We start from the raw sequence: 22,959 nt of genomic DNA, 5'->3' as shown, positions 1-22,959 counted from the left end.
CCATCGCAACCTTTGGTCATCGGAACGATCAACGCCGGGTCTTGTGGGCGTCTGCAACGAAATAGGGGCGCGCATTGCTGCCCGCCCCTTTTGATTACTTTAGCACCACAAGGCCAAGTGACGCGAAATCGCGTCAGATGCCGCAGCGCAATTACTGCTTTGTAACCTGGGTGAATTCCAGTTCGACCGGGGTTTCCCGGCCAAAGATCGACACCGCGACACGCAGGCGCTGGTTGTCTTCGTCCACGCCCTCGACCATGCCATCGAAGCCCTCGAAGGGGCCATCGTTGACCTTGACCTTTTCGCCGATCTCAAAGTGGATCAGCGTGCGCGGCGCATCTTCGTTTTCCTGGACGCGGCCAAGGATCGCCTCGACCTCGGCGTCGCGCATCGGCATCGGGCGCCCCTGCGGACCAAGGAACCCGGTCACGCGGTTGATCGAGTTGATCAGGTGATAGCCGCGGTCCGACATTTCCATGTGCACCAGCACGTAACCGGGCATGAAGCGACGCTCGGTCGTTACCTTCTTGCCGCGACGGACCTCGATCACCTCTTCGGTGGGAACCAGCACTTCGTCGATCTGATCCTCGAGCCCCTGCTCTTCCACCGAAGTGCGGATCTGCTCGGCAATCTTCTTTTCGAAGTTCGAGAGCACGCTCACCGAATACCACCGCTTTGCCATCTGGGCTGTCCCTCGTTCCTTGGCCAGGTCAAAGCCCGGCCTTTGTCGTCCATCCCCGCCGCGATGCGCGCGGGAAACAAAAAAGCGGCGTGCAACTCGAATCAGTGCACGCCCTTCATTCAGTAGGCCGTTCCCTACCGCCAAGCCCCCCTGAATTCAAGAGGCCCGGGCGCCAAGGTCAGCCAAAGAGCGTCAGGATCCCCTGAAGACCGCTGCGGATCAGGATATCGACCAACGCAAAAAAGATCGCGGTCAGCGTCGCCATGATAAAGACCATGATCGTCGTCAGCACGACCTCGCGGCGGGTCGGCCAGACAACCTTGGAAACCTCAGCACGGACCTGCTGGATGAATTGAAGCGGATTGGTGGTGCGGGCCATGGCCGAATGCCTTTTGATCGGTGTCGCGATGTCGGGCGTATCTACGCGCGGGTCTGACGAATTACAACCCTGTTGCGACCGCCGTGCGAAATGACCCGGTGCACTGTCGCCGGATCGCCCCGCCTCACGCCAGCTTCACGGCACCGTGAAGACAAATTCGGAACGCAATCGCCCGTGGCCGGTTGGGGATGCAGATGACGGGCCGCGTCTGGCGCCCCGCGAAAGCAAACAGGAGATATCCTTATGAAACGTCTTTTTGCCACCACCGCCCTTGCCGCCACCCTTGCCACCGGCGCCTTTGCCGCAACCTCGGGTCAGTTGAACATGCTGCAGTCCTACCTGCCGACCGTCGATGTCGATCTGCTGAGCGAAGCTCAGATCGACGAGCTGTTGATCATCGCCAACGGCGGTGCATCGGACACGGAAAAGGCCACCCAGATGCAGGCCGTCGTGACCGCCCGCAACGCACTGAATGTGGAACCCCTGACGCCGGTCGAGATCAACAAGATTCGCTCCGTTGACGCCAATGTCGACACGTCGATCTTTACGGACGCCGAGATTTCCGAACTGCGTCTTGCCATCGCTTCCGGTGACCGCCAGGCCATCGAACGGGCAATCATGACCCCCACGGCCGAGGCCGGCATGGTGAAACCCGCCGATTTCACCCAGCAGGAAGAGGTCGCCATTCTGCGGTTCGCGCCGGACGCTGACTTTTCGATGATTGACGCGGTCGAAAGCCGCCAGATCCGCGCCGCGCTGACCAGCGGTGACGAAGACGCCATCGAAACCGCGATTTCGGCCGCTCTGGCCAGCTGATCGCCGCACCATCCAGAAAAGGGGTCGCATTCGCGGCCCCTTTTTTCGTGCGCACATCTCACACCGCGCTTTCAAAGCACGGGCGGCGCCGGTGTATCACGATGTATGGGAAATGGCAGGGGCAGCAGGGTTCGAACCCGCGACCTACGGTTTTGGAGACCGTCGCTCTACCAGCTGAGCTATACCCCTAAGGTCCGGGGCCTGATCTACGAAAGGTGCAGGCGCTTTGCAAGCCGGAAAAGCGCAGTTTGACGGCCGGGGCCATGGTTTGGCGAACAATTTTTCCGCCTGCCCTGGGGCGTGGCGGCATCCCGGGGGCCAAGACCGGCACAATTTCCGGATTCAAAAACATGTGATGCAGCCAAAGTCGCGGCTTCTGCCGCGTCCGAAACACCGCCGCGCGCGCAGCCCGGACTGCGCACCTTCCAAGCCGGCTTGATGCGCACCAAAGCTGTGCATTTCTTCACATACCCCGTTTCGACGACCCCGAATTTCAAGGACACAGGTGCGTGAACCAATTGATATTGCTTCGTGATTTCAACTTCGGAATTCCAGGCCCTATCTGGATTTGTGTCGGACAGACAGTTCGACCCAGACAATCAGAACCGTGGCAAACGCCACCGTAAAAAAGGAAAACACCATGAAACGCATCATCGCATCCAGCCTCGTCGCAATCGCCGCCTTTGCTGGCGCAGCCCAGGCCATGACCTCGACCCCGACCGCAGCCCAGCTGCACGAAATCCAGACCTTTGCACCGCAGGCCGACCTGTCCGGTCTGTCCGCCACCGAAGTCAACTCGATCCTCGCCGTGATCCACTCGGGCGACAGCGCAGGCGAGACCCGCGGCAAAGTCCTGGCAATGATCAAGTGATCATGCCCCCAGGCAAAACACTGACGGCCTTTGGCCACCCTCAATGACCGGCATATTCAAATCCAAAGCCGGAAACCTCTGAATGAAAAGGAAAACACCATGAAACGCATCATCGCATCCAGCCTCGTCGCAATCGCCGCCTTTGCTGGCGCAGCCCAGGCCATGACCTCGACCCCGACCGCAGCCCAGCTGCACGAAATCCAGACCTTTGCACCGCAGGCCGACCTGTCCGGTCTGTCCGCCACCGAAGTCAACTCGATCCTCGCCGTGATCCACTCGGGCGACAGCGCAGGCGAGACCCGCGGCAAAGTACTGGCAATGATCAAGTGATCATGCCCCTGCCCGCCATGCGTCCCCTCCCTGGCGCATGGCGGATTGCAAAAGGCACTTTTCGCGAAAGGACCGTCCCAAGGGGCGGTCTTTTCTGTTTTGAGGGCATGGTATCGCCACCGCGACCGGGATGGCCACACGCGGGCGACATGGAAGACTGCAGCACCATGCAAAAAAGGGCGCCCTTTGGGGCGCCCTTCTGTTTTCTCGACCAAAGGGTGGGTTGAAACCCACCCTGGGGCTTATGCGAGGATCTTCGACACGACGCCCGAACCAACGGTGCGGCCGCCTTCGCGGATGGCGAAACGCAGGCCGTCTTCCATCGCGATCGGTGCGATCAGTTCGACTTCGAACTTCAGGTTGTCGCCCGGCATCACCATCTCGGTGCCCTCGGGCAGGTTGACCGTGCCGGTCACGTCCGTCGTGCGGAAGTAGAACTGCGGGCGGTAGTTCGCGAAGAACGGCGTGTGACGACCGCCTTCTTCCTTGGTCAGGATGTAGACCTCGGCTTCGAACTTGGTGTGCGGGTTCACCGACTTGGGCTTGCACAGAACCTGACCGCGCTCGACGCCTTCGCGGTCGATGCCGCGCAGCAGAACGCCGACGTTGTCGCCTGCTTCACCGCGGTCCAGCAGCTTGCGGAACATTTCAACGCCCGTGCAGGTCGTCTTGGCGGTGTCGCGGATGCCGACGATCTCGATTTCGTCGCCAACGTTGATCACGCCACGCTCGATACGGCCGGTCACAACCGTACCACGACCCGAGATCGAGAACACGTCTTCGATCGGCATCAGGAACGGCTGGTCGATCGCGCGGGCCGGCTGCGGGATATACTCGTCCACGGCCTTCATCAGTTCGCGGATCTTCTCTTCGCCGATTTCCGGCTGCGTGCCGTTCATCGCGTGCAGAGCCGAACCGGCAATGATCGGAATGTCGTCGCCCGGGAAGTCGTAGGCCGACAGAAGCTCGCGGATTTCCATTTCCACCAGTTCCAGCAGCTCTTCGTCGTCGACCTGGTCAACCTTGTTCATGAACACGACCATGGCGGGGATACCCACCTGGCGGCCCAGCAGGATGTGCTCGCGCGTTTGCGGCATCGGGCCGTCAGCGGCGTTCACAACCAGGATCGCGCCGTCCATCTGGGCAGCACCGGTGATCATGTTCTTGACGTAGTCGGCGTGGCCGGGGCAGTCGACGTGCGCATAGTGACGCGCTTCGGTCTCGTACTCCACGTGCGCCGTCGAGATCGTGATCCCGCGGGCCTTCTCTTCGGGCGCGCCGTCGATCTGGTCGTACGCCTTGAAGTCACCAAAATACTTGGTGATCGCCGCCGTCAGCGTCGTCTTGCCGTGGTCAACGTGACCGATCGTGCCGATGTTGCAATGCGGCTTGCCGCGTTCAAACTTTTCCTTACCCATCTCTGAGACGCCTCACGGTTTGGGGCCACACCCGGGCCCGGGGTTTGCATCGCGGGCCACATATTGGGTTGAGCCGCGAAAATCAAGTGGATGATGTTGCGCAGCGCCCTTCTGGGCGCCGAACACCGCGTTCTTTTGGTTGCAAGCGCCGGACGGCACCGTTCTGGGCGCGCCGCGCCCTGCCTTTCCAGCGGGTTGCCCGATCCGCGGGGATGCCGGTGTTTCAGCGGCGCAAGGTCAGCTGGGACCGTCGGCAGGGGCCTCTGCGATATCTTCGGCGGCTTCCTCGACTTCCGGAAGCCCGCCAAACCAGCCTTTGGTTTCCTGTTCTTCGCGCAGCCATTTTTCGATCAGCAGCGCCGCCTCCAGCGCCAGCCCCTGCATCTGTTCATCGCGATTCTTGGACAGGCGGGATTCAAAGACCTTGATCACGTGGATCGGCTCGGGCTTGGTGTTCAGCTTGGATTGCGTCGCGTCGTCCCAGACCGTGACATGCAGGGCCAGCGCCGATTTTCCGGGCACCACCGGGGGCGGCAGGGAATAGGCCTCGACGCTGATGCCGATGTGATAAAACTTGTCGCCCTCATAGCGGCGAAAGCGTTGTTCCATGGCCTCGTCGACGACCTTGATCCATTCTTCCTTGGTCGCCTCGCGCGATACCAGAAGCTGTTGCAGGTTGGGCGCGACGACCTCGGCATGGCCAAGTTTGAAGTCCCCAAGGGCAACCGGCGGTTTCGACAGGTCGGCCGGCACATCCGAACAGGCGGCAAGGCCCAGCACCAAGGAAAAAGCGACAAGAATACGGATCATGGAGTCCCCCAGGGTTTCATGTTCGGACTGGATACCGCGAAGGGGCGCGCCATGCAATCAGTGGGGCTTTGCCATGGCGCCGCCGCCGCCTACATTAGGGTCATGACAAACCATTCCCCAGCCGCCCCCCTGCCCGTCCGTGTCCCCCTGGTGACCCGCCCCATGGGGCTTTGGGAAAGTCTGCAGGCGTCTCGGCGCAACGTGTTGTCCATCATCCCCGAGGTCGCAACCCGCCAGCCGATCCTGTCCGGCAAGACCGGCAAGCGCTGGCACATGGTCATGGACCCGGCAGGCAACCGGCGGGTGCTGCTGGAAAATCTGGCCAATTACCCCAAGTCGACCGTGACCAAGAACCTTTTGCGCCCGGCCATCGGGGAATCGCTGTTCATCGCCGAAGGCGCGCATTGGCGCTGGCAGCGGCGCACGGCCGCGCCTGTGTTCAGCCATCGCAACGTGATGAACCTTGCGCCAATCATGACCGGCGCGGCGCAGCGTTCGGTCCGGCGTATCGGGGCGGCCGGGCCAAAGGCGATCAACTTTCTGGATGAAATGGTCAGCCTGACCTTTGACGTCATTTCCGACGTGACTTTTTCGGGCGATGCGGGGTTCGACCGCGACGGGGTGCACGGGGCCATCGACGCCTATATTTCCGAGGCCGGGAAAATCTCGCTGTTCGACCTGCTGGGCTTTCCTGATTGGGTGCCGCGCCCGGGGCGGGTGTTTTCCGCCGGCGCGGTGGCGCAGATGAAAAAGGTTGCCGACACCGCCATCGAGGGCCGCGCCCAGCGCGGCGCCGAAGGTGTGCCCGACCTGCTGGACCTGCTGCTGGCGGGCGAGGACCCGGAAACCAAGCGCCGCATGAACACCGCCGAGCTGCGCGACAACCTGCTGACCTTCATCGTCGCCGGGCATGAAACCACCGCCCTGACCCTGGCTTGGTCGCTCTACCTGCTGGCCTTCGATCCAGAGGTGCAGGACCAGGCCCGGCAAGAGGTTCTGTCAGTGGTCAAGGACGGCGCCGCGACTGGCGAAGACGTGGAAAACCTGCCCCTGATCCGGCGCATCGTCGACGAGGCGCTGCGCCTTTATCCCCCCGCCGCCATGCTGTCGCGCACCGCGCAGGCGGATGACCAGCTGTGCGGGCGCCAGATCCGCAAGGGCGACACGGTGATCCTGCCGATCTATGCCCTGCACCGCAGCGCGCTGCTTTGGGATGAACCCGATGCTTTCCGACCCGCCCGCTGGGAGGGCAGCAAACCGGACCGCTATGCCTATCTGCCGTTCGGCGACGGGCCGCGCATCTGCATCGGCGCGTCGTTCGCCATCCAGGAAGCGGTGATCGTGCTGGCAACGCTTTTGGCGAATTTCCGGTTCAAGGCCGTGCCGGGCCGCAATCCCGACCCGGTGATGATCCTGACCCTGCGCCCCGAAGGCGGCGTCTGGCTGGAGGCCGAGCCGCTTTAGCGGTTCGGCCTTCCGGGTGCCGGTGTTTCCACCGCAAGCCCCGCCGCCTTAGCGGTTCGCCCCCGGAATCCAAAGCACATCGGCGCGGCCGTCGTCATTGGCGATGCGCGCGGCGACAAAGAACCAGTCGGACAGACGGTTGAGATACTTGATCGCCTCGGGGTTCACCGTCTCGACGGTGGCCAGTTCGACCGACAGCCGCTCGGCGCGGCGGGCCTGGGTGCGGCAGACGTGCAGATGCGCCGACAGGGCCGAGCCGCCCGGCAGGATGAAACTGCGAAGCGGCTCCAGCCGGGCGTTCATCGCGTCGATTTCGTTCTCAAGCCGCGTCACCTGTTCGGCCACCATGCGCAGCGGCGGGTATTCCGCCTGCGCGTCCTGCTCCATGTCCGGGCGGCACAGGTCGGCGCCCAGATCGAACAGGTCGTTCTGGATGCGCATCAGTGCCGTGTCCATGTCGCCTTCGGCGTGCAGGCGGGCAACGCCGACGGCCGAGTTCAGCTCGTCCGAGGTGCCATAGCTGGCGACTCGGGGATCGAACTTGGCCACCCGCGCGCCATTGCCCAGCGCGGTATCGCCCTTGTCACCGGTGCGGGTGTAAATCTTGTTCAGAACAACCATCGTGTCAGCCTCCGCGCCGCAACCAGACGAACCCCAGGATCAAAAGCACTGCAACGAATTGCGCGGCGATCCGCAGGCGCATGGCCTTGTTGGCGTATTTGCGGTTGAACTCTCCGCCACGGGCGAAAGCGCCGATGCCGAACAGAAGGACCGCCACGACAAACAGCATGGCGATGGCGACGACGATGAAAAGCGGATCCTTGGCCACGGGCGACTCCTATGTCTTTGCGCCATGACTTAGACGCCTTTGCGCAAAAAGCGAACCCAATTAGCTGCCTTTCGTCAAAAGCCAGTCCAGCGCCCGCGTCGACAGCAACCGCCGCGCCATGCCCGAAATGTAGGTTGGCGTGGTGATGTAATAGCGCGGCTTTGGACGGCTTGCCTCGACCGCGTGGATCAGCTTGGCGGTGACCGCCGAGGGCGGCAATTCAAAGCGGTCCGGGCCGTTGTCCTCGTACAGGCGGGGCAGCAGCGTTTCGCGGTACTGATCGGCGCGCGGCGAAGCCTTCCAGTCGATCCATTTCTCGAAATGCGGGATGGCGTTGACGCGGATCTTTGACGTGACCGGCCCGGTGTTCAGAGTGATCACGTGAATGGGCGTGTCGCGCATCTCCAGCCGAAGGGTGTCGGTCAGCCCTTCGATCGCGAATTTCGAGGTGTTGTAGGCCGCACGCCAGGGCTGGACCACAAGTCCCAGAACCGAGGAATGGTTGACGATCCGGCCATGCCCCTGCGCCCGCATGACAGGGATCACCCGGGTCGTCAGATCATGCCAACCAAAGACATTCGTCTCGAAAATCGCGCGCAGGGCGTCGGCAGGCAGGTCTTCGGCGGCGCCGGGCGCCGCATAGGCGCCGTTGTTGAACAGAACGTCCAGCGTGCCGCCGGTCGCGGCCAGCACCTCGGCCAGGGCCGATTTGATGCTGCCTCCGTCCGCGTAGTCAAGCCGCGGGCTTTCAAAGCCCATCGCCCGCAGACGGGTGCAGTCGGCCTGCTGGCGGCAGGAGGCAAAGACGCGCCAGCCGCGCGCCTTCAGGCCCTGGGCGGCGTCCAGGCCAATGCCCGACGAACAGCCCGTGATAAGAATGGATTTCTGTGTCATGCCGCCGATCTATGTCAGGCAGCGCGCCCGCGAAAGGGCGTTTTGTGCCCTAGTTGCCGGCAACCAGGAACTGCTCGGACATCCAGCCGATGTCGCTGCCGCGCAGCGCGCGCAGTTTGACCCAGCCGGTGCCGTCCTCTTGCAGCACTTCGACCTCGTCTCCGCGCACAAGTTTGGTCACCACGTCGAACCCGGTGCTGGGACCGCTGCGCAGGTTCACACGGTTGCCCGTGACGGTGCGATAGTCGATCGACGACGCGACCGATACCACCGGTACCATGATCGGCTTGGCCGCCACTTGCGACCCTTCGTCCGCGGCCACGACCGTGTTCACCAGCGACGCGATGTCGTCGGCCTTGGCCGTGCCGGTTTCCCAGGGGGCGGCGACCCGCGTCAGGTTGCCCACATTGGCCAGCGAAGTGCCCATGCCAGTGGTGCGGGTAACTTCGGGACGCGGCGGCGTTTCGGTCTTGGTGCTGACGATGGCGACCCGTTCGGGGCGCGCGATCGTGGTTTCTTCGACCGGCGCAAGCACCATCAACGAATTCGTTCCGGGCTCAAAGGCGCTGCCGCCGGACATTTCGTACCATGCCCAACCCAAAAAACCAAAAGTCACAAGGATAACCCGCGTCATCACATACCCCCCGAAAACGACCCAAACACCACGTGCACCGCAGGCAGATTGCGCGGCGTTTCGACGTTTTAACCGATTCCCGCCGCTGGCCTAAGGGAAAAACGGGGATTTTTTCCCACGGGCTGGCTTGCCGGTGCCAATGGGCAACGGTATCACAGCATCTATGGATGACGATACGCTCGACCCCAACATGAACCCTCGGGAAATGTCCGAAACGCTGCGCCGTGCAATCGGTGACCGCTATCTGACCTATGCCCTTTCGACGATCATGCACCGGGCGCTGCCCGATGCCCGCGACGGGCTGAAGCCCGTGCATCGGCGTATCCTGTACGCCATGCGCCGGTTGCGGCTCAACTCGACCGGGGGGTTCCTGAAATCCGCCAAGATCAGCGGCGACACCATGGGCGATTTCCACCCCCACGGCGATGCCGCGATCTATGATGCAATGGCGCGCCTGGCGCAGGATTTCACCATCCGCTACCCGCTGGTCGACGGTCAGGGCAACTTTGGCAACATCGACGGCGACAACCCCGCCGCCTCGCGCTATACCGAGGCCCGCATGACCATCATGTCCGAGGCCCTGCTAGAAGGCCTGGACGAAAACGCCGTTGATTTCCGGGACAATTATGACGGCCGCCTGCAGGAACCCGTGGTTCTGCCCGCGTCCTACCCGAACCTTCTGGCCAATGGGTCCAGCGGCATTGCCGTGGGCATGGCGACCAACATCCCGCCGCACAACATCGGCGAATTGCTGGATGCCTGCCTGCATCTGATCAAATCCCCCGACGCCCGCGACGACACGCTGCTGCAATACGTTCCCGGCCCCGATTTCCCCACCGGCGGGGTGATCGTCGAACCGGCCGACAACATCGCCAACGCCTATCGCACCGGGCGCGGCAGCATTCGCCTGCGCGCCAAGTGGGAGGTCGAGGACCTTGGCCGCGGCCTGTGGCAGGCCGTCGTGACCGAAATCCCCTACCAGGTGCAGAAATCCAAGCTGGTCGAACGCATCGCCGAGCTGATCCAGACCAAGAAGATCCCGATTCTGGCCGATGTACGCGACGAATCCGCCGACGACATCCGCATGGTGCTGGAGCCCAAGTCCAAGAACGTCGACCCCGATGTCCTGATGAACATGCTGTTCCGCAATTCCGATCTGGAAACCCGGTTCAGCCTGAACATGAACGTGCTGATCGACGGCGTCACGCCGCGCGTCTGCTCGCTCAAAGAGGTTCTGCGCGCCTTTCTCGACTTCCGCCGCGATGTGCTGGTCCGCCGGTCGCGTCACCGCATGGCCAAGATCGACAACCGCCTCGAAGTGCTCGAAGGGCTGATCGTCGCCTTTCTGAACCTTGACCGCGTCATCGACATCATCCGCTATGACGATGATCCCAAGGCCGCGCTGATGTACGAGGACTGGTCGAAAACCCATCAGGCGACCATCACCCGCGCAACGGATGAACGCGATTACCAGTCGCCGCTGGCCGGGATCGACGTCAAATCCCTGACCCTTCGCGAAGACCCCGAGGCCATCGCGCGCGGCGTTCTGGCCGACGACGGCACCGACGCCAAGGTGCCCGCGCGCTTTGTCGGGCGCTCCGAAGGGCTGTCGGACGTGCAGGCCGAGGCGATCCTCAACATGCGCCTGCGCAGCCTGCGCCGCCTTGAGGAACTGGAACTGGTCGGCGAGCGAGACCGCCTGATGGAGGAACGCGCCGGGCTCGAAGACCTGCTCGATTCCGGCGATCTGCAATGGTCGCGCATCGCCGAACAGCTGCGCGAGGTCCGCAAGGCCTTTGGCAAGGGCTACGAAGGCGGCCCGCGCCGCACCCGGTTCGCCGAGGCCGCCGAGGCCGAAGATGTCCCGATCGAGGCAATGATCGAACGCGAACCGATCACCGTGGTCTGTTCGCAAATGGGCTGGATCCGGGCGATGACCGGCCATATCGACCTGAACCGCGAACTGAAATTCAAGGACGGCGACGGCCCGCGCTTTATCTTCCACGCCGAAACCACCGACAAACTGCTGGTCTTTGGCTCGAACGGCCGTTTCTACACCCTGTCCGCCGCCGGTCTGCCCGGTGGGCGCGGCATGGGCGAACCACTGCGCCTGATGGTCGATCTGCCGAACGAGGCCGAGATCGTCGATCTGTTCATTCACCGCCCCGACGGCAAACTGCTGGTCGCCTCCTCTGCCGGGGATGGCTTTGTCGTGCCCGAGGCCGATGTGATCGCGCAGACCCGGTCGGGCAAACAGGTGCTGAACGTCAAGGATGACGTGCGCGCCCGCGTCTGCAAACCGGTCACCGGCGATCATGTCGCCGTGGTCGGCGAAAACCGCAAGGTTCTGGTCTTTGCGCTGGACGAACTGCCTGAAATGGGTCGCGGCAAGGGTGTGCGCCTGCAAAAGTACAAGGATGGCGGCATGTCCGACGTGCGCACCTTTACCCTGTCCGAAGGGCTCAGCTGGCTGGATCCGGCAGGGCGCACCCGCACCGAAACCGATCTAGAGGAATGGATAGGCAAGCGGGCCGGCACCGGCCGCATGGCCCCGCGCGGTTTCCCAAGGGACAACAGGTTCAACTGACTTTACCGCCGCGCCTGCGCCTGTATCCTGCTCCGCATTGACAGCCAGGGGCAGGACATTTGAACGACGCGCAGACACAGGGACCATGGACAGCGCCCGCCGCCGCCCCGCCCCTGCATGGTGACTTTCAAGGCAAGCGGTCCAGCCTGTTGGCGCTGGCGCTTCGATCCGGCGCGCTGACCGTGGTGACCCTGGGCCTCTACCGGTTCTGGATGAAGACCCGGTTACGCCGCTGGTACTGGTCGGCGATCCGCATTGGCGGGATGCCGCTGGAATACGTTGGCGACCCCTTTGAAAAGCTGCTGGGCTTCCTTGTCGCCGTGGTCATCCTGGCGTTCTACATCGGCATCGTGAACCTGGCGCTGATGTTCGCCAGCTTTTCCCTGCTGCAAGACAACGCCGCCGCCTATCTGTTGTCCTTTGTCGGCGTGATCCCGATCTGGTTCTACGCGCAGTACCGCGCCCGACGCTATGTGCTGGCGCGCACCCGCTGGCTGGGCCTGCGCTTTGGATTGGAGCCGGGAGCCTGGGGCTATGCCTTTCGGGCGCTGGGTTACTGGCTTCTGACGATCCTGTCGGCGGGGCTGCTGTGGCCGCTGATGACCTATCGGCTTGAGAAATACAAAACCGACCGCACCTTTTTCGGCGATCGCAGGATGCATCAGGGCGGACGCTGGACCATGCTGTACCGGTCGCTTGTCTGGATCGCGCTTGCGCTGGTCCTTGGCCTTGTGGGCATTGTGGTGCTGGAGCTTGGCAATACGGCAGCAGCGCTGCCTGTGTTGGTCTTTGCCGGGGGGCTCGCTGGATTCGGGCTGATCTATTACAAGGTCGACAGCCTGCGCCGCCTGACCGCCACCAAATCGCTGGACGGCGTCGGCCTGACCCTGACGGCCAGCCCCTGGCGCGTGCTGTGGATTCACGTCTTTGGCTATCTGTTGGCGGCGCTGGCAGCGGCCGTGCCGATCGGCATCCTTGGAATCGTCTATGCCCAGATCCAGACCCTGGCGCCGCAAATCGACATTGCCAACGATGGCGTGGCCATTGGCTGGACCCGTAAAACCCAATGGGCCTTTGTCGCCCTGTCCGCCATGGCCTATTTCTCGATCTTCCTGACCTGGTCGGCCTTTTCCCACGCCATGGTCACCCTGCCCGTGCTGCGCCACTATGCCCGCGGTCTGAGCCTGACCGGGGGCGCCGCCCTGTCGCAGATCCGCCAGCGCCCGCGCGACGAACACGCCGAGGCCGAAGGCTTTGCCGAGGCGCTGGATGTGGGGGCCTCGCTATGACCGACATGGCGGACAGCTTCGACACAGATTTCGAGACCACGGCACTGCACCTGGACGGCCAGACCGGCAGCCCCCGGCAGGTCGAGGTGTTCCTCGACAGCGCGGCGCGGGCCCTGCGCGGAAAGGGCATCGACTGGCCACTGGACCGGATCCGAGTGCCGCCCGATTTTGCCGGATCGGACCTGATCGTGCTGCGCCTGGCCGATGATCCGCTGCAACGGTTGATCCTCAAGGAACCCGGCCTGGTGCTTCACCTGCCCCGGCCGCACAAAACCGCCCCTGCCGCCAACCGTGGCGCAATCCTGAAATGGGCCGCCGCCGCCATCGCCTCGGTCGCGCTGATCGTCTTTGTGCTGGTGCCGGTGATGGCCGACCAACTGGCCCGCTTCATCCCGCCCGAAGGCGAACGCGCCCTGGGCGAAGCCACCCTGACCCAGATCCGCGAAGCGATGGACGAAACCGGCTATCGCCCCGTGGCCTTTTGTGACGCCCCGGCCGGCCGCGCGGCGCTGGACAGGCTTCAGGCCCGGCTTGAGACAGCGGTCGATCTGCCCACCGAATTGACGGTGCATGTGCTGGACCACGACATGGTCAATGCCTTCGCCCTGCCCGGCGGGCACATCGTGTTCTTCAAGGGGCTGATCGACACCGCCGACCAACCTGACGAACTGGCAGCCGTCTTTGCCCATGAAATCGGCCATGTGGTCAGCCGCGACCCGACCCGGCACGCACTGCGCACGGCGGGTTCGATCGGGGTGCTGGGGCTGCTTTTGGGGGATTTCGCCGGTGGCACCCTTGTGCTGTTTCTGGCGGAACGGCTGATCGACGCGCAATATTCACAAGGGGCCGAGGCCAAGGCCGATCTGTTTGCCCATCGCGTCATGCTGGAGGCGGGGCTGCCGCCCGACGCGCTGGCCCGGATGTTCGAACGCTTTGGCGAACAGGGCTCCGAAGCCGCCGGGATCATGGCGCATTTCCTGTCGCATCCGGCCCTTGGCGACCGGATAAAGGCCGCGCGCGCCGCTACGCCCCGGGGCCATGGCTTTGCCCCGCTTCTGGCCTCGGACGACTGGCACGCCCTGAAATCCATCTGCGAACAAAAACGGTGGCAGTGACCGCGAAAACAGCGCCAAGGCCGGCAAAACCCGACTTTACTTATGGTTGTCCCGGCGGCACTCTGCCCGGAATTACCGCGTGACAGTGAGGACTTAGGTAAATGCATTCCAACCCGGACGATTTTGCAATCCACTATACCGGCGAAAGGGGGCCGCTTTTCAATCTGGCCCTGAAAACCGGCTTTCTGACCCTGGCAACGCTTGGGATCTATCGTTTTTGGCAAAAGACCCGCCTGCGCAAATACATCTGGTCATCGACCAATGCCGGCGGAGATACATTCGAATACACCGGCACCGGCATGGAAAAGTTCCTGGGCTTTCTGCTGGCGGTGCTTTTCCTGGCGGTCTACGTCGGGCTGATCCAGATGGTGCTGTTCTTCTTCGGGCTGACGCTGATGACCCCGGCCGTCACGATGGAGCAAGCCATCGGCCAACTCATCGCGCTGTATGTCACCATCTTTGCGGTCGTGCCCTTTTTGCTGTTCGCGGTCTACCGCGCCCGGCGCTACAAGATGGCGCGCACCCGCTGGCGGGGCATCCGCTTTGGCATGGAAAAGGGCGCCTGGGGCTTTGTCTGGCGCGCCATCGGACACGGGCTTTTGACCCTGGTCACGCTTGGCGCCCTGCTGCCGCGCCAGGTCTTTTTCCTGGAAAAGTACATGACCGACCGCAGCTGGTACGGTGATGCCCGCTTTGTCCAGGAAGGCAAATGGACCGATCTGTATGGCGCGATGAAGCATGTCGGGATCGGCATCGGGCTTATGGTGCTGGGCGGCGTGCTGGGCGCGGCGCAGGTTCCGGGCGTGGCCGCGATTGCCGGCGGCGTCGGCTATGTCTGGCTGATCATCGGCCTTGTGTATTTCGGCGTGCGCAGCTTTGGCTATCTGACCAGCCACAAACGCCTGGGCGCGGACATCCGCTTTGTCTCGGCCCCGCGAACCGGCACCGTGCTCAAGACCTATATCCTTGGCTCCCTGCTGGTCGGGCTTGCCCTGGCTGCCGTGATCGCCGTGCTGGCCGGCCTCGTCTTTCTTGTGACCGAGGCATCGGGCGGCACCCCCGGGATCGGCACCATTGCCATTGGCGCGATCGGCTATGTCGTGGCCTTGATCGCGGTTCAGGCGCTGGCCCTGGTCTTTATCGTCCAGCCGATCCTGGCCCATTACATCGGCACCATCACGGTCACCAACCCGGACGCCCTGAACGCCATCCGTCAGCGCGAGGCCGAAACCGGCCTGGACGCCGAAGGCTTTGCCGACGCGCTGGATATCGGCGGCGCGATCTGATGCAGCCCACCGGCGCGGAGTTCTTTGACGGTGAAACGGCGGGGCGACACAGCGTGTTTGTCGCCCTGTCAAAGGACCGTCAGGCGCTCGAGATCACCGGGCAGACCCTGCCCGGTGCCCTGCAATGGAAACTGCCCGACCTGCGGGCCCTGCATGACACCGCCGACCCGTCGCGCCTGATCCTGACGCGGTTGGCCGAAACCACCGACGAGGCCCCGCGCGATCCCGCCCGCCTGGTGATCCATGACCCCGATCTGATCGCCTGGCTGCACAGGACGCGGCCAAACCTGTTCAAACAGGATCTGCACAAGGGCACCGGGCGCAAGGCCGTGAAATATGCCGCGGGGGCGGTGGTGGCGGCGCTGATGATGCTGTTCGTGATCCTGCCCGCAATGGCCAACACCCTCGCCCGCATCCTGCCGATCGAGCGCGAAATCGCCTTTGGCAAGACCGTCACCGCCCAGATGGAGCGGGTCCTGGGCGGCACGCGCATCGGGGCGCTGCACTGCGACGACCCCGCCGGCAACGCCGCCCTGCAGGCCATGCTGCGCCGCCTGACCGCAGGGCAACAGATGCGCTATGACATCGAGCTTCAGGTACTGGACCACCCGATGATCAACGCCTTTGCCGCCCCCGGTGGTCAGGTCGTGATCCTGCGCGGTCTTCTGGACAAGGCCAGCGGCCCCGACGAAGTCGCCGGTGTTCTGGCGCATGAACTGGGCCACGTCGAAGCCCGCGACGCCACGCGAAACGCGCTGCGTGCCGCCGGGTCCGCCGGCCTGTTGTCCATGCTGATCGGGGATTTCACCGGCGGGGCGCTGTTCGCCATCCTGGGCGAACACATGATCAACGCCTCGTATACCCGCGACGCCGAAGGTCAGGCCGATGCCTTTGCCCTTCGGATGCTGGACAATTCGGGCGTCAGCGCCACGGGCTTTGCGGCATTCTTCGATGTGATCGACGCGGAACTGGGCGGGCTGGAATTGCCCGGCTACCTGGCGACCCACCCGGTCACTGCCGAACGCGCCGAACAGGCCCGCAGTTTTGCCGAAAGCCAATCCGACACCAACCCGATCCTGAACCGCGCGGAATGGCAGGCGCTGCAGCGAATCTGCGACTGATTTTCAGCCGGGTCCGGGAATTTTCCCCTGATTTTGGCCGGTGTTTTCGACATGCCTCAAAAACGCGACGTCCTTTGGCGCTAACGTGACGATTTTGCTCTGTTTCCCCGTGCTGCGGCGCGGTATCAAACTGCCTGAGGAATGCCGCGTGGCAGAATCCGCCGCGCCAGACCAAGGAGAGGAACGCCGATGAAGGTACTCGTGCCCGTCAAGCGCGTGATTGATTACAACGTGAAGGTCCGCGTCAAGGCGGACGGAAGCGGTGTCGATCTCGCCAACGTGAAAATGTCGATGAACCCGTTCGACGAAATCGCAGTCGAAGAGGCGATCCGCCTGAAAGAGGCTGGCAAGGCGACCGAGGTCGTCGCGGTTTCGATCGGGGTCAAGCAGGCCACCGACACGCTGCGCAACGCGCTGGCCATGGGTGCCGACCGCGCCATTCTGGTGATCGCCGCCGACGACGTCCACCAGGACATCGAACCGCTGGCCGTCGCCAAGATCCTCAAGGCCGTGGTCGACGAGGAACAGCCCGGTCTGGTGCTTTGTGGCAAGCAGGCCATCGACAACGACATGAACGCCACCGGCCAGATGCTGGCGGCGCTGTTGGGCTGGTCCCAGGCGACCTTTGCCTCGGACGTCGAGATCGACGGCGACAGCGCCAAGGTCACCCGCGAGGTGGACGGCGGTCTGCAGACGATCAGCGTCAAGATGCCCGCCGTCGTGACGGTCGATCTGCGCCTGAACGAACCGCGCTATGCCTCGCTGCCGAACATCATGAAGGCCAAGAAAAAGCCGCTGGATGAAAAATCTGCCGCCGACTACGGCGTCGATGTCACCCCGCGTCTGACGGTCCTCAAGACCTCGGAGCCCAGCGAACGCGCTGCCGGCATCAAGGTAGGCTCGGTCGACGAGCTGATTGCGAAACTCAAAGAGGCGGGGGCTGTATAATGGCTGTTCTTCTTCTTGCAGATGTGACCAACGGTCAACTGTCCACCGACGCGGTCGCCAAGGCGCTGACCGCCGTTGCCTCGCTGGGCGATGTTCATGTGCTGGTCGCAGGCCAGGGCGGTGACGCCGCCGCCGCCGAGGCTGCCACGCTTGCCGGTGTCTCCAAGGTGCTTTTCGCGGGCGATCACGGGTTTTGCCACACGCTGGCCGAACCGGTTGCCGATCTGATCAAGGGGCTTTCGGGCGACTATTCGCACATCGCGGCCCCGGCCACCTCGGACGCCAAGAACGTTCTGCCGCGCGTTGCTGCGCTGCTGGACGTGATGGTGATTTCGGACGTGACCGCCGTGGTCGATGCCGAAACATTCGAACGCCCGATCTATGCGGGCAACGCGATCCAGACGGTGAAATCCGGTGATCCGGTCAAGGTCATGACGATCCGCACCGCGGGCTTTGATGCCGCCGCCGCCGGTGGCTCGGCCCCGGTCGAGGCCATCGACACAGGCGCAACCAGCGGTCTGTCGGAATGGGTCGAAGACAAGGTCGCCGCCAGCGACCGCCCCGAACTGACCAGCGCAGGCATCGTCGTGTCCGGCGGGCGCGGTGTTGGCTCGGAAGACGACTTCAAGATCATCGAAGCCCTCGCGGACAAGCTGGGCGCCGCTGTCGGTGCCTCGCGCGCCGCGGTCGACTCTGGCTTTGCCCCGAACGACTGGCAGGTTGGCCAGACCGGCAAGGTCGTCGCGCCGGATCTTTACGTCGCGGTCGGCATCTCGGGGGCGATCCAGCACCTGGCCGGCATGAAGGACAGCAAGATCATCGTCGCGATCAACAAGGACGAAGAGGCCCCGATCTTCCAGGTCGCGGACTTTGGCCTGGTGGCCGACCTGTTCGACGCCGTGCCCGAGCTGACCGAAAAACTGTAAGCAGGCGCGGGACCACCCCGCCCTGACGCGAAACACCAAAGGCCCGCCTGATTTGGCGGGCCTTTTTGTATCCAGCGCGGCGGTTGCCGGCGTCAGGCCAGACCGCGTCCGACCATCGGGCCCAACACCTCGGCCAGGGCATCGGCCGCCTCGGCATGGGCCGCGGGGCCCATCAGTTCGGCGGCCGCGCAGGCTTCGAAATCGTTGAAAACCATGCCCATGGTCCCCTGCATCACCGCCTCTTCCGAGGGCACGACTTCGACCACGGCGGCAACGCGGGGGCGCAGCGTTTCGATCATGTCGCGGGTCACGAACAGCGGATCGCGCGCGTTCGGCGACGTCCCGTCCCCATCGACCTCGTGATCGGCAAACCAAAGCAGGACCACCTTGCCGCGAATGATGGTCAGGATGTGTTTCATCCGGGCGATCCAGGCATTGCGCAGTTCCTTGACCACATCCTGATAGCGGGTCTCGCAAACCTCGCGAAGCCGCACCAGCATGTGGCGATTGAAATGGAACTCTGTGAAATCCACCTCGGGATACAGGGTTTCCAACTGTTCGGATGCCCGCAAAAAGCGGTCATTGCGGCGCGGATGCACCATGTAGAACCGATTGGACAAATTCTGCGCACCCATGACCTGCAGCACCTTGGCGGATGCACCGCCCGCCAGATCCAGCGCCGCCGGATCGTTCAGGTACAAATCGACCCCGGCGTTCACCACGCCAAAGTTGACGCATTCCACCGACAGCAACCGCTCCAGAAGCTCGGGATAGGGCTTTGCAATAAAGCGCCCGTAGGTTTCGATCCCCCCCAGAAAGGCGATGAAATCGCCCTCCATCTGGCTACGTGGTCCGCGAAACAGCACGCGGGAATTTCCGTATCTGCATGGATAGTATTCAAGAGCCCCCGGCCCACCGGAATGGCATGTCATTTCACCCACCTCTTTATCTTCTCACCCAAGGATGAGATTCGCCGATTCATCTTGCCAAATCGCTAAAGTGACAATGCTCCGAGAAGTTGAGACACCTGCCCTTGCGGCCCCCCCGCAAGCGGGCCTATGGTTGCCGCGCGTAGCAAAGGATTGTCCCATGGAGATCAAATCAGTAGGCGTTGTCGGCGCAGGCCAGATGGGCAACGGGATCGCTCATGTGATGGCGCTGGCCGGCTATGACGTGCGGCTGAACGACATCAGCCAGGACGCGATGGACAAGGCCGTTGCACTGATCCGCAAGAACCTGGACCGCCAGGTCAGCCGCGAAAAGATCAGCGCCGAGGAACGCGATTCGGCCATGGCGCGCATCGTCACGACCACATCGCTGAAGGACGTGGCCCAGACCGATCTGGTGATCGAGGCCGCAACCGAACGCGAAGAGATCAAGCACAAGATCTTCGAGGCACTGCTGCCCGACCTTGCCCCGCACACCATCCTGACCTCGAACACTTCGTCGATCTCGATCACCCGGCTTGCCTCGCGCACGGACCGGCCGGAAAAATTCATGGGGTTCCACTTCATGAACCCGGTGCCGGTGATGCAGCTGGTGGAACTGATCCGCGGCATCGCCACCGACAAACCCACCTACGACTCTTGCCTTGCCGTTGTCGAAAAGCTGGGCAAGACCGCCGCAAGCGCCGAGGATTTCCCAGCCTTCATCGTCAACCGTATCCTGATGCCGATGATCAACGAGGCGGTCTATACGCTGTATGAAGGCGTCGGCAACGTCTACTCGATCGACCAGTCGCTGAAACTGGGGGCCAACCATCCGATGGGGCCGCTGGAACTGGCTGATTTCATCGGGCTGGACACCTGCCTTGCCATCATGAACGTTCTGCACGACGGGCTGGCCGATACCAAGTACCGCCCCTGCCCGCTGCTGACCAAATACGTCGAGGCCGGTTGGCTGGGCCGCAAATCACAACGCGGGTTCTACGATTACCGCGGCGACACACCGGTGCCGACGCGCTGAGCCGCGTCAGCCTTCCTTGAGCGACAGGGTCGTGTCGCGCAGCCAGGCAACAAATTCGCGCTGACCGCCGGCAAAGCCCTTGATCTCTTCGGGGGTGATCGGCATCCCGACCACGGGTTTTTGCGGCCGGTTGCGGGCGTGCATGACCTCGTGGATCAACAGACCCTGCCGCAACGTCGCCGACAGCTTGTTGGCGATCTGGTAGGCGCGGCTGTTCTGGCCCGGAAAATACACCGGCACCACGGTGGCGCCCGACCGCTGCACCATCTTTGCGGTAAAGGGGTTCCAGCCTGCCTCGATCGCCGGGCCGAACCAGGTTTCGGAATGGGCCACCACGCCGGACGGGAACAACACGATGACGCCGCCTTCCTTCAGGTGCGTCATGGCGCGGGCGCGCATTTCCAGGCTTTGTTCGCGGGCGTTGTCCTCGTGCGGGAAAGGCACCGGGATCATGAAGGGCTCGATCTCCTTGACGCCGGTCAACAGCGACCGGGTCAGGATCTTGTAGTCGGTGCGCACGCGGCCGATCATTTCCGCCAGCACCATGCCGTCGACCAGTCCATGCGGGTGGTTGGCGACAATGATCACCGGGCCGGTCGCCGGGATGCGGGCGATCTGCTCTGCCGGGGTCTGCAATTCGATCCGCATGATGTCCAGCGCCTGCGTCCAGAACGCCTGCCCCTCGGCGGGGCCCATGCGTTCGAACCGGCGCACTATGCGCAGCATCGGGATCTTGCCGGTCAGCCATTCCATCGCGCGGATGGTTGTCGCCTTCCACGGGTTGGTAAAGGTGTTGGCGTAGCTGATCTTGCGCTTGTCATAGGGGGCAGGATTGGACGGGCCGTTCTTGCCAGTGGCAGGCGCATGCGTGCTTTCGACCATGCCCGTCTCTGTCCCGTCGTTCTGGCCCGGGCGTCTTTCAGGCCGAGCAGTGTTCATCCCCAAGGCCCCATTTGCGGCCTAGCACTCTTCCCCGAAACGGTCGGCGACCAGCGCTTCGACCGCATCGGCCAGCGCAATCGCGTCCGGCCCCGAGGTTTGGACTTCAATAGTGGTTCCCTTTGCGGCTGCCAACATCAAAAGCCCCATGATGCTGTCGCCACTGGCGGACATGCCGTCGCGGCTGACCTCGGCAGTGGCGTCAAAGCCTTCGACCACTTCGACCAGCTTGGCCGAGGCGCGGGCATGCAGGCCCTTTTCGTTGATGATCTTCAGCGTGCGGTTAACACTCTCGGACATGAATTCGGTCTTTCGATTAATTAAGTCGGGGCGCGGGGGTCAGGCCGCGCCGGGGCCAATGTTGCGGCTGTCGATATACTTGCGACCCGCGTCAAGTGCACCCCGCACGGCATCGGTGACCGTCATGTGGCGGCTTTTGGCCAGTTTGATCAGCATCGGCAGGTTGGCGCCATACAGAATCCGGCGGTTTTCCGGCTGACAGGCCACCAACGCCAGATTTGACGGCGATCCGCCGAACATGTCGGTCACGATGACCACGCCGTCGCCCTTGTCCACCTCATCTGCGGCCACGCAGATTTCGGCCTGCTTCAACGGCCGGTCGCAATCGGCCTCGATCGAGATGGCCAGAATGCCGGGTTGCTCGCCCACAACATGCTCTACGGCCGAGAGATACTCTCGCGCCAATCCTCCATGTGCGACGATCACGATTCCGATCACTGCGGCGCCTTTCCAGCTTTGTCCGGCATGCGCCCCGAAGCCGAAGTCAGCCCCCGTCTTTCCAGTTCGCGGTGCCTAATTGACACCCGCCAGCCTTCTTGTGCAAGGGCGGCTGCCACGTGTTCCGTTACGGAAACAGACCGGTGTTGCCCCCCAGTACACCCGAATCCCACGGAAAAATGCGCCTTGCCCTCTTCGACACAGCCCGGAAGCATGAACAAAAGCAGGTCCAGCGTGCGGTCGACGAATCCGTCATAGCGCGCGTCCTGCGCCACGTATTGTGCCACAGGCGCGTCCAGGCCGGTAAAGGCGCGCAGATCGGGTTGCCAATGCGGATTGCGCAAGAACCGGCAGTCGATCGCGACATCCAGACCCTGCGGCAGCCCCCGCTTGTAGGAAAAGCTGTGCAGAGACAGCGCCATTTCCTGGCCGGTTTCGTACTGGAACCAGCTTTCCATTTCCGCGCGCAGCTCGTGCACCGTCAGGTTGGTGGTGTCGATCAGCACATCGGCGCGGGCGCGAACGTCCTCCAACAGGGCCAGTTCCCGCGCGATGCCTTCGCTGGGCGATTCATCGGGGGCCAGCGGGTGCCGGCGCCGGGTTTCCGAATACCGACGGCTCAGCACATCGGGCGCGCAGTCCAGATACAGCAGATCGCAACTCAGCCCGTCAAAGGTGGACAGCGCCTGATGGATCTCCAGCAGCCCTTCGGCGGAAAAATCCCGGTTGCGCACGTCGATGCCCAGCGCCATGGGGCGCGGCAGGCGTTCGCTGCCTTCGATCAGGCGCGGGATCAGCGAAAGCGGGATGTTGTCGATGCTTTCAAAGCCGAAATCCTCCAGCGCATTGATCGCGGTTGACCGCCCGGCGCCTGACGGTCCGGTTACCAAAACCACTCTTTGAATGCCCTGAAGCATG

Annotated in this window: 25 protein-coding genes and 1 tRNA gene; 12 read left to right on the top strand and 14 right to left on the bottom strand. The window is 63.2% G+C overall.

What is annotated here, in order from left to right; all coding sequences use genetic code 11:
* Positions 1-151: 151 nt before the first annotated feature.
* Complete coding sequence (nusG, locus tag QF118_RS06550; RefSeq protein ID WP_282301830.1) at positions 152-682, bottom strand: transcription termination/antitermination protein NusG; 531 nt, start codon at positions 680-682, stop codon at positions 152-154.
* 178 nt (positions 683-860) lie between these two features.
* A complete protein-coding gene (gene secE, locus QF118_RS06545; RefSeq protein ID WP_282301829.1) occupies positions 861-1,061 on the bottom strand; it encodes a preprotein translocase subunit SecE in 201 nt (66 codons plus the stop codon).
* Positions 1,062-1,304: 243 nt separating this feature from the next.
* Between secE and QF118_RS06540 the strand changes: the two genes are divergently transcribed.
* The gene (locus tag QF118_RS06540) at positions 1,305-1,877 is read left to right on the top strand and encodes a hypothetical protein (RefSeq protein WP_282301828.1); all 573 of its coding nucleotides are present in this window, start codon (positions 1,305-1,307) and stop codon (positions 1,875-1,877) included.
* Positions 1,878-1,990: 113 nt separating this feature from the next.
* Here QF118_RS06540 and QF118_RS06535 read toward each other — a convergent pair.
* A tRNA-Trp gene (locus QF118_RS06535) sits at positions 1,991-2,066 on the bottom strand.
* Between the two features lie 451 nt (positions 2,067-2,517).
* Here QF118_RS06535 and QF118_RS06530 point away from each other — a divergent pair.
* Positions 2,518-2,748: a hypothetical protein gene (locus QF118_RS06530; RefSeq protein WP_282301827.1), complete on the top strand. Its 231-nt coding sequence runs from the start codon at positions 2,518-2,520 to the stop codon at positions 2,746-2,748.
* A 99-nt stretch (positions 2,749-2,847) separates the two neighbouring features.
* Positions 2,848-3,078, top strand: coding sequence for a hypothetical protein (locus QF118_RS06525; protein ID WP_282301827.1), 231 nt, complete (start codon positions 2,848-2,850; stop codon positions 3,076-3,078).
* A 242-nt stretch (positions 3,079-3,320) separates the two neighbouring features.
* Here QF118_RS06525 and tuf read toward each other — a convergent pair whose 3' ends face one another.
* Complete coding sequence (tuf, locus tag QF118_RS06520) at positions 3,321-4,496, bottom strand: elongation factor Tu (protein WP_282301826.1); 1,176 nt, start codon at positions 4,494-4,496, stop codon at positions 3,321-3,323.
* Between the two features lie 237 nt (positions 4,497-4,733).
* Positions 4,734-5,306: a hypothetical protein gene (locus tag QF118_RS06515; protein ID WP_282301825.1), complete on the bottom strand. Its 573-nt coding sequence runs from the start codon at positions 5,304-5,306 to the stop codon at positions 4,734-4,736.
* Between the two features lie 102 nt (positions 5,307-5,408).
* On the opposite strand from QF118_RS06515, the gene QF118_RS06510 reads away from it, so the two are divergent.
* Positions 5,409-6,770: a cytochrome P450 gene (locus QF118_RS06510; protein ID WP_282301824.1), complete on the top strand. Its 1,362-nt coding sequence runs from the start codon at positions 5,409-5,411 to the stop codon at positions 6,768-6,770.
* A 48-nt stretch (positions 6,771-6,818) separates the two neighbouring features.
* On the opposite strand, the gene QF118_RS06505 is transcribed toward QF118_RS06510, so the two are convergent.
* The 4 genes from QF118_RS06505 to QF118_RS06490 are packed head-to-tail and all read right to left on the bottom strand — an operon-like array spanning position 6,819 to position 9,127.
* Positions 6,819-7,391 (bottom strand): cob(I)yrinic acid a,c-diamide adenosyltransferase, encoded by a 573-nt coding sequence (locus tag QF118_RS06505; RefSeq protein WP_282301823.1) that lies wholly within the window; start codon positions 7,389-7,391, stop codon positions 6,819-6,821.
* A gap of 4 nt (positions 7,392-7,395) precedes the next feature.
* A complete protein-coding gene (locus QF118_RS06500; RefSeq protein ID WP_282301822.1) occupies positions 7,396-7,599 on the bottom strand; it encodes a twin transmembrane helix small protein in 204 nt (67 codons plus the stop codon).
* A 60-nt stretch (positions 7,600-7,659) separates the two neighbouring features.
* On the bottom strand, positions 7,660-8,493 hold the full coding sequence (locus tag QF118_RS06495; protein ID WP_282301821.1) for an SDR family NAD(P)-dependent oxidoreductase: 834 nt from the start codon (positions 8,491-8,493) through the stop codon (positions 7,660-7,662).
* A gap of 49 nt (positions 8,494-8,542) precedes the next feature.
* Positions 8,543-9,127, bottom strand: coding sequence for an SH3 domain-containing protein (locus tag QF118_RS06490; protein WP_282301820.1), 585 nt, complete (start codon positions 9,125-9,127; stop codon positions 8,543-8,545).
* A gap of 163 nt (positions 9,128-9,290) precedes the next feature.
* Here QF118_RS06490 and QF118_RS06485 point away from each other — a divergent pair, with 163 nt between their 5' ends.
* The 7 genes from QF118_RS06485 to QF118_RS06455 all read left to right on the top strand — a co-directional run bounded on the left by QF118_RS06485 (position 9,291) and on the right by QF118_RS06455 (position 18,399).
* Positions 9,291-11,714: a DNA topoisomerase IV subunit A gene (locus QF118_RS06485; RefSeq protein WP_282301819.1), complete on the top strand. Its 2,424-nt coding sequence runs from the start codon at positions 9,291-9,293 to the stop codon at positions 11,712-11,714.
* 59 nt (positions 11,715-11,773) lie between these two features.
* On the top strand, positions 11,774-13,003 hold the full coding sequence (locus QF118_RS06480) for a DUF898 family protein (protein ID WP_282301818.1): 1,230 nt from the start codon (positions 11,774-11,776) through the stop codon (positions 13,001-13,003).
* A complete protein-coding gene (locus QF118_RS06475) occupies positions 13,000-14,118 on the top strand; it encodes a M48 family metallopeptidase (protein WP_282301817.1) in 1,119 nt (372 codons plus the stop codon). The genes QF118_RS06480 and QF118_RS06475 overlap by 4 nt, the downstream gene beginning before the upstream one ends.
* A 101-nt stretch (positions 14,119-14,219) precedes the next feature.
* Positions 14,220-15,404 (top strand): DUF898 family protein, encoded by a 1,185-nt coding sequence (locus QF118_RS06470; protein WP_282301816.1) that lies wholly within the window; start codon positions 14,220-14,222, stop codon positions 15,402-15,404.
* Entirely contained in the window at positions 15,404-16,525 is a 1,122-nt protein-coding gene (locus tag QF118_RS06465) for a M48 family metallopeptidase (RefSeq protein WP_282301815.1), read from the top strand. Before QF118_RS06470 ends, QF118_RS06465 begins: the two co-directional genes overlap by 1 nt.
* A 189-nt stretch (positions 16,526-16,714) precedes the next feature.
* Positions 16,715-17,473: an electron transfer flavoprotein subunit beta/FixA family protein gene (locus QF118_RS06460; RefSeq protein WP_282301814.1), complete on the top strand. Its 759-nt coding sequence runs from the start codon at positions 16,715-16,717 to the stop codon at positions 17,471-17,473.
* Complete coding sequence (locus QF118_RS06455) at positions 17,473-18,399, top strand: electron transfer flavoprotein subunit alpha/FixB family protein (RefSeq protein WP_282301813.1); 927 nt, start codon at positions 17,473-17,475, stop codon at positions 18,397-18,399. Before QF118_RS06460 ends, QF118_RS06455 begins: the two co-directional genes overlap by 1 nt.
* Before the next feature lie 92 nt (positions 18,400-18,491).
* Here the strand turns inward: QF118_RS06455 and QF118_RS06450 are convergent, their stop codons facing one another.
* Positions 18,492-19,331, bottom strand: a complete 840-nt coding sequence (locus tag QF118_RS06450) for a DUF6473 family protein (RefSeq protein WP_282302423.1) — start codon at positions 19,329-19,331, stop codon at positions 18,492-18,494.
* A 157-nt stretch (positions 19,332-19,488) separates the two neighbouring features.
* Between QF118_RS06450 and QF118_RS06445 the strand changes: the two genes are divergently transcribed.
* On the top strand, positions 19,489-20,364 hold the full coding sequence (locus QF118_RS06445) for a 3-hydroxybutyryl-CoA dehydrogenase (RefSeq protein WP_282301812.1): 876 nt from the start codon (positions 19,489-19,491) through the stop codon (positions 20,362-20,364).
* Between the two features lie 6 nt (positions 20,365-20,370).
* Here QF118_RS06445 and QF118_RS06440 read toward each other — a convergent pair whose 3' ends face one another.
* From QF118_RS06440 to rapZ, 4 genes are all read right to left on the bottom strand, one after another.
* Positions 20,371-21,246: a lysophospholipid acyltransferase family protein gene (locus tag QF118_RS06440; RefSeq protein ID WP_282301811.1), complete on the bottom strand. Its 876-nt coding sequence runs from the start codon at positions 21,244-21,246 to the stop codon at positions 20,371-20,373.
* 78 nt (positions 21,247-21,324) lie between these two features.
* Positions 21,325-21,603, bottom strand: a complete 279-nt coding sequence (locus QF118_RS06435) for an HPr family phosphocarrier protein (RefSeq protein WP_282301810.1) — start codon at positions 21,601-21,603, stop codon at positions 21,325-21,327.
* A 39-nt stretch (positions 21,604-21,642) separates the two neighbouring features.
* Positions 21,643-22,041 (bottom strand): PTS sugar transporter subunit IIA, encoded by a 399-nt coding sequence (locus QF118_RS06430; protein ID WP_282301809.1) that lies wholly within the window; start codon positions 22,039-22,041, stop codon positions 21,643-21,645.
* Positions 22,038-22,958 (bottom strand): RNase adapter RapZ, encoded by a 921-nt coding sequence (rapZ, locus tag QF118_RS06425; protein ID WP_282301808.1) that lies wholly within the window; start codon positions 22,956-22,958, stop codon positions 22,038-22,040. Before rapZ ends, QF118_RS06430 begins: the two co-directional genes overlap by 4 nt.
* Position 22,959 lies beyond the last annotated feature (1 nt).

Origin of the sequence: Tropicibacter oceani (assembly GCF_029958925.1) — a bacterium.
In the GTDB taxonomy this organism is placed as follows: Bacteria; Pseudomonadota; Alphaproteobacteria; order Rhodobacterales; family Rhodobacteraceae; genus Pacificoceanicola; species Pacificoceanicola oceani.
The sequence above is the reverse complement of the archived record's forward strand: the minus strand, read 5'-3'. Positions and strand labels throughout refer to the sequence as shown.

Bases quoted from the DNA above. Each gene is read 5' to 3' on its own strand.
- nusG (WP_282301830.1), bottom strand. From the start codon at position 682: ATGGCAAAGCGGTGGTATTCGGTGAGCGTGCTCTCGAACTTCGAAAAG.
- secE (WP_282301829.1), bottom strand. From the start codon at position 1,061: ATGGCCCGCACCACCAATCCGCTTCAATTCATCCAGCAGGTCCGTGCT.
- QF118_RS06540 (WP_282301828.1), top strand. From the start codon at position 1,305: ATGAAACGTCTTTTTGCCACCACCGCCCTTGCCGCCACCCTTGCCACC.
- QF118_RS06530 (WP_282301827.1), top strand. From the start codon at position 2,518: ATGAAACGCATCATCGCATCCAGCCTCGTCGCAATCGCCGCCTTTGCT.
- QF118_RS06525 (WP_282301827.1), top strand. From the start codon at position 2,848: ATGAAACGCATCATCGCATCCAGCCTCGTCGCAATCGCCGCCTTTGCT.
- tuf (WP_282301826.1), bottom strand. From the start codon at position 4,496: ATGGGTAAGGAAAAGTTTGAACGCGGCAAGCCGCATTGCAACATCGGC.
- QF118_RS06515 (WP_282301825.1), bottom strand. From the start codon at position 5,306: ATGATCCGTATTCTTGTCGCTTTTTCCTTGGTGCTGGGCCTTGCCGCC.
- QF118_RS06510 (WP_282301824.1), top strand. From the start codon at position 5,409: ATGACAAACCATTCCCCAGCCGCCCCCCTGCCCGTCCGTGTCCCCCTG.
- QF118_RS06505 (WP_282301823.1), bottom strand. From the start codon at position 7,391: ATGGTTGTTCTGAACAAGATTTACACCCGCACCGGTGACAAGGGCGAT.
- QF118_RS06495 (WP_282301821.1), bottom strand. From the start codon at position 8,493: ATGACACAGAAATCCATTCTTATCACGGGCTGTTCGTCGGGCATTGGC.
- QF118_RS06490 (WP_282301820.1), bottom strand. From the start codon at position 9,127: ATGACGCGGGTTATCCTTGTGACTTTTGGTTTTTTGGGTTGGGCATGG.
- QF118_RS06485 (WP_282301819.1), top strand. From the start codon at position 9,291: ATGGATGACGATACGCTCGACCCCAACATGAACCCTCGGGAAATGTCC.
- QF118_RS06475 (WP_282301817.1), top strand. From the start codon at position 13,000: ATGACCGACATGGCGGACAGCTTCGACACAGATTTCGAGACCACGGCA.
- QF118_RS06470 (WP_282301816.1), top strand. From the start codon at position 14,220: ATGCATTCCAACCCGGACGATTTTGCAATCCACTATACCGGCGAAAGG.
- QF118_RS06465 (WP_282301815.1), top strand. From the start codon at position 15,404: ATGCAGCCCACCGGCGCGGAGTTCTTTGACGGTGAAACGGCGGGGCGA.
- QF118_RS06460 (WP_282301814.1), top strand. From the start codon at position 16,715: ATGAAGGTACTCGTGCCCGTCAAGCGCGTGATTGATTACAACGTGAAG.
- QF118_RS06455 (WP_282301813.1), top strand. From the start codon at position 17,473: ATGGCTGTTCTTCTTCTTGCAGATGTGACCAACGGTCAACTGTCCACC.
- QF118_RS06450 (WP_282302423.1), bottom strand. From the start codon at position 19,331: ATGACATGCCATTCCGGTGGGCCGGGGGCTCTTGAATACTATCCATGC.
- QF118_RS06445 (WP_282301812.1), top strand. From the start codon at position 19,489: ATGGAGATCAAATCAGTAGGCGTTGTCGGCGCAGGCCAGATGGGCAAC.
- QF118_RS06440 (WP_282301811.1), bottom strand. From the start codon at position 21,246: ATGGTCGAAAGCACGCATGCGCCTGCCACTGGCAAGAACGGCCCGTCC.
- QF118_RS06435 (WP_282301810.1), bottom strand. From the start codon at position 21,603: ATGTCCGAGAGTGTTAACCGCACGCTGAAGATCATCAACGAAAAGGGC.
- rapZ (WP_282301808.1), bottom strand. From the start codon at position 22,958: ATGCTTCAGGGCATTCAAAGAGTGGTTTTGGTAACCGGACCGTCAGGC.